Below are 14,410 nucleotides of genomic sequence, written 5' to 3'. Positions count from 1 at the left end.
TGTCAACGAAGTATCTACAGAACTATTCGAATTGGTTTGTCGCGGTAGAAAGGGCAAAGAAGGAGAAATCCTCACCGGAAAAGGTAGGCCGGCAGCTGTTGAAACGCTACCAAGCATGGGATCTATTTACAAACATTGAAGCGCATTACAAGAGTTTCATACAAGCCTACTCAGAGCGCACCTACCGATGTCCAGTGAAACGGTCGTGGAAGTCGCAAAATTGGAATAGTGGAGTAATTCAGGTTAGTGCAGCATTTTAATGCTAACAAAATATTATCAACAACATTTTTTTAGATTACAGCCAAAGATTTTAAAGTAAAAGAGATTCCCGGAACCGATACCGCTGTCGTTAATATATTTAAGCCGAATTTCACCAAACTTATGGGTGGGATGAATTTTACCAAAGAGGAAATACAAGGAGATAGTCTTGTACATCATTTTAATAAGATTATAGATTTGTATCCCAATAGTTATCTTGTGGAATCAGCGTATTTCTACAAAGGGTTTTATTACTTACAGAAGTACGGGATTACGGGGGATGTTGCGGATATAAAAAGTGCTAGGCTCTTATTCATTGAGTTTTTAGGCAAATATTCAAATACAGTTTTTAAAGGGCTAGTCAAAGAATATTTAAAAACCTGTAACGCTACATTAACCATCTAATCCTTAACTGCAAAATGCTCGGTTATCCCGGATACCGGTTATCGCGGACATGCTGTCCGTGAATTACAAACCAGTGCAAATGAAGCAAAATAGGCACTTGGTAGTAAGGTTGCTTAACCGCAAGCCTAGCCAAGAGCAAAAAGCGGTGGCATGGGCCCGCCGAAAAGGCGAGGCAGGCTATGTTGCCCATACGGTAAGCAGGCCAAGCGTGGCGGCTTATGGCTGTTGCAGCCGGACGAAACGTCCTCGCAACCGTGCCATGCGCTAGGGAAGGCTGCGCAGCTGCCATCGGCGTGTAGGGTTTTGGCTATATTTACGCTGTGTGCGGTTGGTGGGATTTAAATTAACGGGATGTTTTTGCGCAATAACAAAAAGAATATGAGGCAGGATACGGCAATAAAGTTGTTTAACGACAAGCAAATCAGAACACACTGGGATGATGATCAAGAAAAATGGTTTTTCTCAGTGGTTGATGTAGTGGGCGTATTAACCGGAAGTCCTAATCCTCGCAAATATTGGAGCGTCCTAAAAACTAGGCTAAAGGCCGAGGGAAGCCAGTTGGCTACAAATTGTAGTCAACTGAAAATGCCTTCATCCGATGGGAAATTCTACAAAACAGATGTAGCAGACACAGAGCAACTCTTTCGCTTAATTCAGTCTATCCCGTCACCCAAAGCGGAACCATTTAAGCTTTGGTTAGCAAAAACAGGTAGCGAACGAATAGATGAAATTGAGGATCCTGAAATAGGTATTGACCGACTAATGGAAACTTACCTGCGAAAAGGCTATTCAACATCATGGATCAATCAACGACTCAAAAGCATAGAAGTAAGAAAAGAACTCACCGATGAGTGGGAGAATTGTGGAGTAAATAAAGGACAAGAATACGCTATTCTTACGGACGAAATAACAAAAGCATGGAGTGGATTTACAACAAAACAATACAAAAACTTCAAGGCACTTAAGAAAGAAAACCTGCGAGATCATATGACTAATTTAGAGTTAGTTTTAAACATGCTTGCAGAGGCAACAACCACTGAAATTTCTAAGGAAAAGAAGCCGAAAACATTCAATGAAAACCAGAAAATAGCGAAACAAGGTGGAACTATTGCTGGAAATACTCGAAGAGAAATTGAGGCGAAATCAGGAAAAAGAATAGTTACAAAAGGAAATGCAAAACAACTCGACCGGAAAAAGAATAATGAATTAGACTAATAGCCCCCGCTAGTCCGGCGTTATTGGAAATTGGCGAGAAGAAAGAGTTTTAGGCACTGATACAGGTGTATTTGGTGTGTTGTTGACTTCGGGTATGCGATAATGCGGTAAGTTTGCCAAGCGTGGTGGCTTATGGCTGTTGCAGCCGTTGAGATCGCCCCGCTATCGCGGAGATAGTTTCGCTCTGGCAGGCGAGTTTTATGGTTGTTTTTGTTCCTGTGTTTAGTATGTTGGATCTGAACACAACTTAACGAAGAACCATTCACAAAACAAAAAGGGCGATCCTGTTTGGGTCGCCCTATAATGCTATGCGGGGAATGTTACTTTATAATCTCTTTTACCACAATAATGTATGTAGGAAAGTGGTCGGAGTAGCCACCGGTGTATGCTCCACCAGAATAGGTTCTAAATGGATATCCGGCAAATTGTCCATCCTTCTGGGTGAGGAAGTTGGCGTTGAAAACTTTGTACTTTAAGAATTTCAATTTTCCGGCTTTGGCATTAAGTAGTGGCTCCGAAACAATAATTTGATCGAAGAGATTCCACGAGTCGCGATACGCAAGAGAGCCAATTCCATCCTTAAGCATTTGTGCGGCAGGATTGAATAGATCGCCTGTTTTTACGTTGTCTATATCGCTAATGGTTTTTAATCCTTCGGTTAAACTTGGGTCGGTTGGATCGTCGTTGAGGTCGCCCATAATTATGATCTTAGCGGTGCTGTTGGATTTGTAAATGGAGTCGACCAATGACCGGCAGAGTTCAGCTGCGGCTCTACGCAATGGAATGCTCGACTTCTCACCACCGCTTCTGGATGGCCAGTGGTTAACGATTACATCTATAGGCTCGCCATAAAAAAGCCCACTAACAACAAGTTGGTCGCGTGTGCGAAAGTCGGGCTTGTCGGCAACGATAAGCCTAGCAGAGCGAGTGGAGGTAACCCGAAACACTGCGGGACGGTAAAGTAGGGCAACATCGATGCCACGGCGATCGGGGCCATCGAAGTGCACAAATTGATAGCCAGCAGCCTTCATCTTAGGTGTGTTTGCCAAATCCATGACCACTTGCCTGTTTTCTACCTCGGACACACCTATAATAGCAGGACCACCAGGGAATACTTCGCTTCCAATTTGGGTGATGGCCTCCGACATGTTTGCCAACTTCTTTTCGTATCGAGCGGCATTCCACATGCTGGAGCCGGCTGGGGTGAAATCGACATCGTTCACATCGGGCGTGTCGAGGGTATCGAATAAGTTCTCGAGATTGTAAAAAGCGATGGTTCCTACCTTGAATTTCTTATCCTGAGCCTGAGAAGCAGTCGTAAGGATCAAGAAAATGCCTAGGATCAAGCCAATTGTTAAGCGATTATTTTTCATACGGCGCACATTTATTTTAAGTAGAGCGTTGATATTCTACCGTTTATCAAAAAGAAAATTGATTCCTCATTCTGTTCGAGAAAGGGGGCTCAATATATGAAAAATTTCTTTTTCTTTGCAAACCTAAATTGGGGCGTTGTCACCCGTTTAGTCAAAAAACCTTTAACTCATTGATTATTTACCTAAAGAGTGTCCTCATGAAAAAATTGCTTTTTACGGCCTTTGTTTTGATTTCGGCTGGCTTGGGCGTTGCCTTCAGTCAGGTGGGATTGGTGAAAGGAACCGTTCTCGATAAAGATTCGAGAGCGGGGTTACCCGGAGTTACCGTAGGTCTTGCCGGAAGCAACCAGCTATCCTACACTGATGCTGCCGGAAATTTTGAATTAAAAAATATCCCTGTAGGTGAGCAAACTATAGAGGTTGTACTTTATGGCTATACCGATCTTACTATGACCATAACGGTTGTAGAAGGCGAGAATAACTTGGGCGAACTGGCTTTTGCGAAAAATCTAAATGCAGAGGCGTTGTCGTCTATCAATTCAGATTTTACCATTGGTGGTGATGAGTTGGATAGTGAGTCTTCCTCGCAAAACGTATCTGGGATGCTTCAGTCTTCCTCCGATGTATTTACCAATATTGCCGGTTTTACGTTTAGTTCGGCCCGATTCCGGGTTCGAGGTTACGATTCCGACAACTCCACTTTATATATGAATGGGATTACCGTGAACGATCCAGAGTCGGGATGGGGATCTTGGTCGCAATGGGGCGGTTTGAATGATGTGACTCGTAATAAGGAGACTCGCAACGGCCTTGAGGCTAGTCGCTTCTCTTTTGGTAATATTGGGGGCATAACAAACATCAATACTCGTCCATCTGCACAACGAAAAGGATTTAAGGCTTCCTACGCTCGTTCCAATCGGAGTTATACCGACAGAGTAATAGCAACCTACTCCTCGGGAGCAATGGAGAATGGTTGGGCTTATACCGTTTCCGGTTCGCGTCGTTATGCCAAGGAAGGCTATACAGAGGGAACCTCTTACGATGCATGGGCTTACTTTGGTGCCATTGAGAAAAAATTTAACGATAAGCATACTGTCGCTCTAACCGTTTTTGGTGCTCCAGTTAAGCGGGGTATGGCTGGTGGTTCCACTCAAGAGGCTTACGACTTGGTTGGCTCAAACTTCTATAACCCAAACTGGGGTTGGCAAGATGGCGAAAAGAGAAATTCTCGCATTCGCAACACCAACGAACCAATGGCTATTTTTAACCACTTTTGGAAGATTAGCGATAAAACTAAGTTGACATCCTCTGTAGGATATTCTTTTGGTCGTAACGGAAGCACTGCGCTTAACTGGTATGATGCTCCAGATCCTCGCCCCGATTACTATCGCTACTTGCCAAGTTATAACGTGGATGCAGGTGGTTATAACGACATTGTGTCGAGTTTTCAAAATGATCAGTCGGTGAATCAAGTAAACTGGGATCGACTCTATAATGTAAACTATAATAATATAGATACCATTCTAAACGCTAATGGGTTAGGTGGGACAGAAACTGGCCGTAGGTCGAAGTACATTATTGAAGAGCGTCGTGACGATCAAACCCAGCTGACTGCAAACTCCATATTCAACACGGAAATCAACAATCATCTTGTATTGTCGGGTGGCATTGAGTTAATGCGCTACAATGCGAAGCATTTCAAAACCGTTGTTGATCTAATGGGTGGAGATTATTTTGTTGACGTGGATCAGTTCGCAGAACGTGATTTTAAGGGTGATGTAAATGCCGCACAAAACGACATCTCCATCCCAAACCATATTGTAAAGGAGGGTGATACGTATGGTTATAACTATGAATCGAGTGTTAATACAATTAAGGCTTGGTCGTTGGCTGAGTTCTCTTATAGCAATTTTGATTACTACCTTGCCGGTAACTATACATTTACCGAGTTTTGGAGAACTGGAAATGTGGCCAATGGTCGTTTCCCAAATAGCTCAAAGGGCGATTCCAAGAAGCAACAGTTTAACGATTTTGGGTTCAAGGCAGGTGCTACCTATAAGCTAACTGGCCGTCACTACTTCGATGCAAATGTTGCCTACATGACACGTGCACCATTTATACGCAACAGTTATAGCTCTCCTCGCGTAAACAATAAGGTTGTTGATAACTTGAAAAGTGAGACGGTTTATAGCGGCGATTTAAGCTACAATCTTCGCACTCCTTTTGTTAAAGCGAGATTAACCGGTTACTACACGCAGTTTGTGGATCAAACAGAATTAAAGAGTTTCTATCACGATACATACCGAACATTTGTAAACTATGCAATGACTGGTATTGATAAGCGCAATATGGGACTTGAGTTTGGTACTGAAATTAAACTTTCACCTACATTTACCGCTACAGTTGCTGCGGCAGCAGGTTCGTATCAGTATACCTCAAGACCTAAGGTTACGATTTCGAAGGATAATAGCGATGAATTCCTTGCTGTAGACAAAACTGTTTATGTTAAGAATTTCTTTGACGCAGGAACTCCACAAACCGCTGCTTCTATTGGTTTGAAGTATAGTTCGCCTAAGTATTGGTTCGTTGGTTTCAATGCGAACTATTTTGGCCAATCTTATTTAGACTTTAACCCAGAGCGCCGTACTAGCGAAGCAGTTACCGGTGTTGAGGATGTAGATCTATACAATAAAATTGTGAATCAGGAGAGTATTCCTGATGCATTTACCCTTGATATTTATGGTGGTGCTTCGTGGAAGTTCAAACGAAACTACCTTAACCTCAGCTTTAATATTTCGAACGTGCTCGACAAGCAGGATATGGTGACCGGTGGTTATGAGCAGATGAGGTTCGATTACGCCACAAAGAATGTGGATAAGTATCCTTCTAAATACTTTTACGGCTATGGCAGAACCTTCTTTGTTATGGTTAGCTACCGTTTCTAGTCTTGGATTTTAACTTGAAGAAAAAACTATGAAAAAAATATTTTTTGCGGTATTGCTGGGAATCTCTGCAACCGCAGTGTTATCCACAAGCTGCGTAAAGGACGATTTTGCCGAACCAGCTCCTTACAGCGATACCACCAGTATTGAGAAGAATACTACCATTTCTCAGCTGAAAGGCATGTGGGGAAACGGTGTTTTGGCTGTGCCCGATTCTGTTATTATTGAGGGTGTTGTTATTTCGGACGATAAGGCTGGAAACTTCTACAAGTCCATTTACATTCAGGATGCAACGGGTGGCATCGAAATTAAGCTTAGCAAGACTACGCTCTACAACGACTACAAGCGTGGCCAACGTTTGATTGTGGTTTGCAAGGGTCTTTTTATTGGTGATTATGGTGGAATGAGACAGTTGGGTTCAACATACTCTCCCGATGGTATTGTCCAAATTGGCGGGCTCGAAACCGACTATATCATCGGCCAGCATATCATTAAGAAAGGGAAAAAACCGAACCCTGTTGACATTCTTGAGATAACTACTCCTAGTGTTCTAAATGCTGGAAAACTTGTAAAAATCAAAGATGCAGAATTTTTAAAAACTGTTTCAGACTTTGATGGTTCTCGTTTGACCTATGCCATTAGTACAGGTTCGTTAGTGAGGAGCCGAATTTTAAAGCTTAAGTCCGGTGTCCCTGTTGAATTGCGTACTAGCGATTTTTCTGCATTTGCTGGGGATGTACTCCCAACAGGAAGTGGCTCGATTGTTGGCATATTGTCAGTTTACAATGGAGCATTTCAGCTAGTTATTCGGGATACAAAGGATGTTGTGATGGATGATCCCAGATTTTAGTAACATTAAATATGATGAAACTATGAAAACAATATTTAATCGTAATGTATGGAGCATTTTACTGCTTAGCATTCTCATAACCGCAGGTAGCTGTGTTAAAGAGGACTTCGATACAGTACCTCCTGTTACTTATTCAGGTTTAACCGCAACGACTACGGTTAAACAGCTACGGACTCTTTATGGTAGCAGTACTACAACTGGTTTAAAAAAGATTAGTGCTCTTTATTCTCAATCGTTTTATAACGATCTAAAGGAGCGCGGATTAGACACGACTTTAGTAATAAAGGGCGTTGTTGTTTCTTCCGATTCCGCAGGTGCATTCTATAAGAGTGTTTGGATTGAAGATGGCACTGGTGGTATTGAGGTGTTGGTTGAAGCTAAGGATATGTTTTCTGCTTATGCGTTTAAACCAGGTTGGCCAGTTATCCTTAAAGTGTCGAATCTTTATGCTATGCGATCTTCCTCTTCTTATGATGTTCAACTTGGTACTCCTGAGGTAGACAATACGTTGAGCCGAATAGATGCTAGTAATATAAACGATTTTGTTGAACTTTCCGGCTTAAGGGGTGCAGAAAATCCACTCACCGTGAAACTCACCGACTTGAATGATTCGTTGAAAGGTAGGTTAATTCGCCTTGATGGAGTTGAGTTTCTTGTGACAGATACAGCAAAGATATTTGTTGATGGTACTGCCACGACCAATAGAACACTAAAGGATTGTGATGGTAATACTATTGTATTAAGAACAAGTGGATACTCTACTTTTGGTGCTCTGTCTTTGCCTAATCTGAATGGTTCTGCTGTTGGTGTTCTTACTAAATTTGGTGCTAGTACATATCAATTGGTTGTGCGATCGGAAAAGGATTTTCAGTTTGTGAATGATAGATGCGTTGAGCCAGCCGTTGTGTTTTCTGAAAGTTTCACCTCTGTCGTAAAATATGCAGATATTACCCTTTCGGGATGGACGAATTTTGCTGAGGCCGGAACTAAAAAGTGGAGAGGTAATGTATACAATAGTGATAGTTATGCAGAGATGACACCCTTCGGTAGTGGTGAGGTAAGCAATATTGCTTGGCTTATAACTCCAGGGGTAGATTTGCCTTCCACTGGTGTTAGTGCTCTGAAGTTTATTTCTGAGTATCACCATTGGGTCGATGGAGCTACGTTGGAAGTATTTGTATCTACGGATTTTAGTGGAACGGTTGGTTCCGCTACCTGGATCAAGATTCCTGCTCGCGTTCCTATTCTTTCCGATGGCCAATTTATCTGGGTAAACTCTGGTTCGGTTGATTTAAGTGCATATGCAGGACAGAAAATTTATGTTGCCTTTAAGTATTCAGGCAGCGGAACATCTTCTACTGGATTTAACATTGATAATGTTATCATAAGTAATAAGTAGTCGAATCCTGTAAAGGAATCAAATTTAAGGGGCTGCCAATGGCAGCCCCTTTTTTAATTTTGCAGACAATGTTTTGTTATTGCGATTTGTTGTATTTCATTGATGATGCTAGATAAATATTTTAAAAAAAATCTATTCTCTATCATTATTCTTGCCTGTTTTCAAAAACTTATTGGAGTGATATGTGTCATTTATTATTATTATTCTTTATATTTGGTCAGCTTAGGCAGTTTCCTGAGTTGATACTCTATAAACCTAATTAATTACTCATGAAAAAATTTTTACTTCTATTGACTCTTGTCACAACGGTTGGGGTTGGCTGGGCGCAGCGCCACAACCCAAACCAGTACAGGGTAACACTGAATGAAAATAGTGTTACACTTCCTGCTAATTTTCAGGATGTGAGAAAAGGGTTAAAAGCGAAAGGAGTAACTACTGCACCTTCGCAAGTGAATCATTTTATTATGCAGTTTAATTCTTTGCCCACTGTTGCCGAACAAAAACAGTTGAAGGAACAAGGAATCACACTGCTAAACTATTTGCAGGGTTATGCCTACTATGTTTCTGTTTCTTCTCGCTTTTACTCTATTAGCAGAAGCGCGTCAAAGAACATTAGGTCCTTTATTCCGATTAAGCCTGAGTATAAAATACGTCAGGATTTAGCCAAGGGTAATGTACCTGACTATGCTAAAGCGGGTATTGATATCGTTAAAGTAGATGTTACCTATTTTAAAGATGTTGATGAGACTACAGTTGCTGCCGCAATTTCTAAATTGAAAATTACCTCTGTTAAGATGATGGGTAAGTTTCATATGTTCTCGGCTGAAGTTTCTATCTCCAATCTTGCTACGTTATCCTCTTTGGACTGGGTTATGAATATTGAGCCAATAGCACCTCCTTCCGTGTTGGATAACGATCATGGTAAGAGTTTGCATCGTGCCAATGTTTTAAGTTCTTCGATTCCTGGCTTAGGCTATGGCTTAACAGGAAAGGGTGTTAAAATTGGCCTTTGGGATGGTGATGTCTACAACCACCGGGATTTCAACGATCGATTAGTTGTCCGTGAGTTTGAGAGCCATCGAAGCGATCACGGTACCCATACTGGCGGCACAATTACTGGAGCAGGCCTTCTTGATCCCAGAGCAACTGGTATGGCCCCTGAAGCACAACTATACGCTTGGAATTTTAACGTTCAGTCCAATGGGTTAGCTGTTCCAAATGAAAGACTACTTGCCCTCGATAATGATGGTATTGAAATCACCTCTAATTCATGGGGCTATAATGTAACTGCTTGTCCCAACCCATATGCCTACAATAGTACAGACCACAATGAGGACTTAATTGCTGGATGGTATCCTTACTTTTTGTATGTTTTCTCTGCTGGTAATAATCAAAGCATTTGTCCAGGTGGATTTAATACAACCTCTAAGAACATGAAAAACTCTTTGATGGTTGCTGCTGTTGATGAATTAGATGGTATGAGTTATTTCAGCAGTTTTGGACCATCAGAAGATGGTCGGTTGATTCCAAACATTAGCGGAGATGGAGTAGATGTTTACTCCACATTTTTTGATAATGGATATGGTCTTATGAGCGGAACCTCTATGGCTACGCCAGGTGTTGCTGGAACAATGGCTCTGGTTTATCAGCGCTATAAAGATACCCATGGCGGTCAACAACCCGCATCATCATTAATGAGAGGATTGGCTTGTAATACAGCACATGATCTTGGGAATTTTGGTCCAGATTATAAGTATGGATTTGGAGAGATCAACGGGTTAAGAGCTGTTTCTGTTATGGAACAAAACCATTACTTTATTGACACTGTTAGCCAAGGCAACACTTATACTAAAGATATTACTGTTCCTAGTGGGGCTGTTGGTTTAAAGGTGATGCTATCTTGGACTGACCCAACTGGTACAGTTGGGGCCTCGCGGATACTCGTAAACGATTTAGATTTAAGTGTTTCCAATGGCGGATCAATAACGTTACCTTGGGTTTTAGATCCAGCAAATCCCTCAGCAACAGCTGTTAGAGATTATGATGGCTTGAACAACCTAGAGCAGGTAACTTTTTCAAATCCTACTGCTGGAACTTACACAATTGGTGTTGATGGGTTTGAAATTGCAGATGGTGTTCAGGAATTTGCTGTTGTATACGATATCATCATGCCTACGCTTAAGTTAACCTATCCTATTGGTGGCGAAAACCTTTCTCCTGGTAGCGAGGGTGTTATTCGTTGGGATTGTGAAGGTTACAGCAATACCTTTACCATTGAGTATTCTGCTGATGGCGGTGTAAACTATTCAGTTATAGCCTCAAACATTCCATCTTCTGTTAGGAGTTACTTATGGACTCTTCCTGCAGGGACAAGTAGTAATGCAAAAATTCGTATTTCTAACGGTTCTGTTCTTAATGCGACCAAAGGCGTTTTTAATGTTATGCCTGTTCCACAAAACATAAAGGTTGGTTCGGCACAATGTGGCGGCGCAGGTCCATTTGCTTTGACTTGGGATGTTGTTGCCAACGCTAAGTATGAGGTGTTGAAATTAAATGGTCAAGTTTATGAGCATTTAGCCGACGTAGCATCTAATAGTTACGACATTACCGGTATTACCCAAAGTAATAATAACTGGTATTGCGTTCGAGCTATCGACCTTACAACTGGAGCAATTAGCGAGCGGTCATTGGCGGTAACGGTCAATCCTACCGTTGCGGTATCCACTCTTCCATTTATCGAAAACTTTGAAAGCCAAAAGACCGATAATTTTTACTTTACCTCCGTTTTAGGTCAGGGGAATGTTCGTTATGTGAACAATGCACAAAAGTATGGTATTCGTTTGGAAGGAACATCTGGTCCAACAACCGCTTGGCTTGCTGGTACCGATGCTGCTTGCTTTACCAACAACCCGAATTTTGTTGTAAAGGCAAGCATCTGCAATATTGATGCAACCTCATTAGCAGGAAAGAATTTCAGGTTAAAGTTCGATTATCGTCAGAAATACCGAACTGCTGCTGGAACCTCCTACTTTAGGGTTAGGGTTAATGGTGATATTCTTACAAATACCGACGGAACCCAAATCTACGGTGCAACGAATCAGGTTAGTTACAAATCCGTTTACTACGATTTGGCAGCCTATGCAGGTATGGCTTCTGTAGTTGTTGAATTTGAGGCAGTTTGTAAAACAAACTATACTACTTACGTAAACACAAGTGGTAACTACGATTTTAGTCTCGACACCTATGATGTTGGTGACTTTGTTACTATTGACAATATAGAATTCCTCGAACCTTTGAGTGATATGGCCTTAACCAGTTTAACTGTTGGTGCGGGGAATACTGCTGCAGAGACCATTACCGTTAAGGTTAAAAACCTCTCTGGTGAAATCGTTTCTGATGTGCCAGTTTCTTACACCGTAAATGGTGGTGCTGTTGTCAGTGAGGTTGTACCAGGTCCAATAGCTCCAATAGCTGAGGCAACCTATGCCTTTACCCAGACGGCTGATTTTTCCGTTGGAGGAGTTTATTCTGTTGTCGCTGCAGCTAATTGGCCAAACGACCCAATTGCGAGCAATAATAGCATGACCGCCTACAAGGCCAACAATGGAACTGATATCCTAATTGGAACAGGCACTCCAACTACAACATGCGATGGTTGGTTGGTTGATAATGCTGGACGGTATGCCGATTATGCTGTTTCGCAAACAAAAACACACCGATTTATACCGGGTACTGCTGGCAAAAACGTTAAGATTACCTTCACAGAGTTTGCTACTGAAGAAGGTTATGATTTCGTATATGTGTATAACGGCAACAGCACTTCTGCTGCAAACCTGCTCGGGAAATTCGCTGGAAGCGCATTGCCTCCATCAATCACATCCTCTTCTGCCAATGGTAATTTAACCATTAAGTTTACCTCCGATTTCGATGTAAACGATATGGGCTTTGTGGCACACATCGAGTGCGTGGACAAACCTGCGGTTGATGCTGCTGTAACTGCAATTACTGCACCCACAGCTTCTGGTATTAAAACGACGACTGAAACGGTAACGTTTACGTTATTTAACTATGGTTTAACTGCGCTAACTACCTATGATATGTATTATCAGATAGACAACAATACTCCGGTTATAGAGTCTGTTACTACCGATAATATTGCTTCGGCTACAAGTTTAGTAAAATCCTTTGCTGTAAAAGCAGATTTATCTATTGCTGCCACTTATGCGCTTAAGGTTTGGGTTGTCGCAGTTGGCGATGCTATTGCCGAAAATGATAGCACGACCGTTTCGGTTGTATCTCTTGCTTCAACAGCAGATGCAGGTGTTTCGGCTATCTTAACTATCAGACCAAGCAGAGTAGGTACTTCAACAATTGCTGCAACCATTAAAAATTTTGGAACTACATCTATAAGTAATTTTGATGTAGCCTATGCTATCAATGGAGATGCTGAAGTTGTTCAAGCAGTGGTAGGCCCAATTGCTGCTGGTGCAACGAGCGCTATAACGTTTACAACAAAGGCTGACTTTACAGCGGCAAACAACTATAATGTTGATATCTATACTAAGCTAGCTGGTGATGTGCTTGCTACAAATGATACAATGTCAACTCAGGTTGTTGTAGTTGCTCCATCAGCTCTCAACGTTGTCGGTAGTTTCTACGGTGGCTTAAATGTTGCAACTGCTAGTGCAATACCTGCAGTTGATCTGGTTAATAATTATACCATTGAAGCATGGGTTAACCTGAGCGATCCAACGAACTATGGTAATATTTTCAACAAAACAAATGTAATATTAGATTATACTACCACTTATGGCGTTGCATTCTATGGCACAAATAGTTATTTACTAAGGGTCACTGGGGCAACCAGTTCATTTATTCGGTATGTGCCTAATAGCGTAAAAAAAGGTACATGGCAGCATGTTGCTTTAACGGTATCATCAACCAATGTTTACACTCTCTATATTGATGGTGTTGCTCAAACTTGGACAGTATACTCTGGAGCTGCTGTAGCAACAAAGACTAATAGTTCGAACCCAATATCCATTGGTAACAGAGCAAGTGATCTTTTGAGGCCTGTTAATGGATTAATTGACGAGGTTCGCGTTTGGAACTCTTGTCTTGACCAATCAACCATTAGTGGTAATATGATGACTGATTATGCTGCAAATACAGCGGGTCTTCTTGCTTACTATAAGATTAAGGAAGGCGCTGGCAGTTATCTATTCGACTATTCAAGTAATGATAATACAGCCATTATTTCTGGTGCTGATGTCTCTGGTATGGGTGATGGTAAGTTCTGGAATGCTCCTGGTTTACTTCTGAAAAACTTCAACTTTACCGGAGAGAAAGTTCCTACAACTTTTGATGCAAACACCAATACTTTCACATCTATAATGGATGCTGCGGACTTAAGTGCGCTTACTGCAAACTTCACTCCTAGTCAGCAATCTGTTATTATGATTGGTGCTGCTGTTCAAACTAGTGGAAGTGTCTTAGATTTTACCAGCGGAACTAAAAATTATACTGCTGAAGGATTTGGTTTTAACACAGGCATAAGTCAAAACTATACAGTTAATGTATCCAACGACTTAAGTTCTGCTTGTGATTTAACTGCTTACTCCTTCGAAACGGCTGATAATGCTGGTTTGTTAAGTTCGATCGTGCTTGATGGAAGCGGAAATAACTTCTACAAGAAGGTTTCTTCGAGCCTTGATCTGACTGCGCTAAAGGCTTTGTTTACCATTTCGCCCCAAGCAACGCTTGCGATTAATAACGTTGCTCAGGCTAATCCACAGTCATCGGTTGTTGATTACTCTAGTCCTGTGATGGTTACAGTTGTTTCTAGAAATGGAAGAGACTTCAAAAATTATAGCATTACAGTTGATGCTAGAAGTTCTTCTGCTGACCTAACTGCATTTAGCATTCCTCTAGAGCAGGTTGGAACAACAACTATTGATGCTGTTAACCA

The 14,410-nt window shown here is 41.6% G+C and carries 9 protein-coding genes; 8 read left to right on the top strand and 1 reads right to left on the bottom strand.

What is annotated here, in order from left to right; translation table 11 throughout:
• From BLS65_RS18425 to BLS65_RS15415, 4 genes are all read left to right on the top strand, one after another.
• On the top strand, window positions 1-260 hold a 260-nt coding region (locus BLS65_RS18425; protein ID WP_170830163.1), incomplete at its 5' end, for a hypothetical protein.
• Between the two features lie 130 nt (window positions 261-390).
• Entirely contained in the window at window positions 391-663 is a 273-nt protein-coding gene (locus tag BLS65_RS18420; RefSeq protein WP_170830162.1) for a hypothetical protein, read from the top strand.
• Window positions 664-742: 79 nt separating this feature from the next.
• On the top strand, window positions 743-931 hold the full coding sequence (locus BLS65_RS15420; RefSeq protein WP_092440601.1) for a hypothetical protein: 189 nt from the start codon (window positions 743-745) through the stop codon (window positions 929-931).
• Between the two features lie 110 nt (window positions 932-1,041).
• Window positions 1,042-1,878 (top strand): BRO-N domain-containing protein, encoded by an 837-nt coding sequence (locus BLS65_RS15415; protein WP_092440605.1) that lies wholly within the window; start codon window positions 1,042-1,044, stop codon window positions 1,876-1,878.
• A 320-nt stretch (window positions 1,879-2,198) separates the two neighbouring features.
• On the opposite strand, the gene BLS65_RS15410 is transcribed toward BLS65_RS15415, so the two are convergent.
• Window positions 2,199-3,251, bottom strand: a complete 1,053-nt coding sequence (locus BLS65_RS15410) for an endonuclease/exonuclease/phosphatase family protein (RefSeq protein WP_092440599.1) — start codon at window positions 3,249-3,251, stop codon at window positions 2,199-2,201.
• Window positions 3,252-3,448: 197 nt separating this feature from the next.
• Here BLS65_RS15410 and BLS65_RS15405 point away from each other — a divergent pair, with 197 nt between their 5' ends.
• The 4 genes from BLS65_RS15405 to BLS65_RS15390 form a co-directional block, all read left to right on the top strand.
• Complete coding sequence (locus BLS65_RS15405) at window positions 3,449-6,196, top strand: TonB-dependent receptor (RefSeq protein ID WP_092440597.1); 2,748 nt, start codon at window positions 3,449-3,451, stop codon at window positions 6,194-6,196.
• A gap of 28 nt (window positions 6,197-6,224) precedes the next feature.
• The gene (locus BLS65_RS15400) at window positions 6,225-7,043 is read left to right on the top strand and encodes a DUF5689 domain-containing protein (RefSeq protein WP_092440595.1); all 819 of its coding nucleotides are present in this window, start codon (window positions 6,225-6,227) and stop codon (window positions 7,041-7,043) included.
• Window positions 7,044-7,065: 22 nt separating this feature from the next.
• On the top strand, window positions 7,066-8,442 hold the full coding sequence (locus BLS65_RS15395) for a DUF5689 domain-containing protein (RefSeq protein WP_170830161.1): 1,377 nt from the start codon (window positions 7,066-7,068) through the stop codon (window positions 8,440-8,442).
• A 269-nt stretch (window positions 8,443-8,711) separates the two neighbouring features.
• On the top strand, window positions 8,712-14,410 hold a 5,699-nt coding region (locus BLS65_RS15390), incomplete at its 3' end, for a S8 family serine peptidase (protein ID WP_170830160.1).

The sequence above is a fragment of the Williamwhitmania taraxaci genome, from assembly GCF_900096565.1.
Taxonomy (GTDB): Bacteria; Bacteroidota; Bacteroidia; order Bacteroidales; family Williamwhitmaniaceae; genus Williamwhitmania; species Williamwhitmania taraxaci.
Note: the sequence above shows the minus strand (reverse complement) of the source record. Positions and strands in the feature narration are given on the sequence as shown.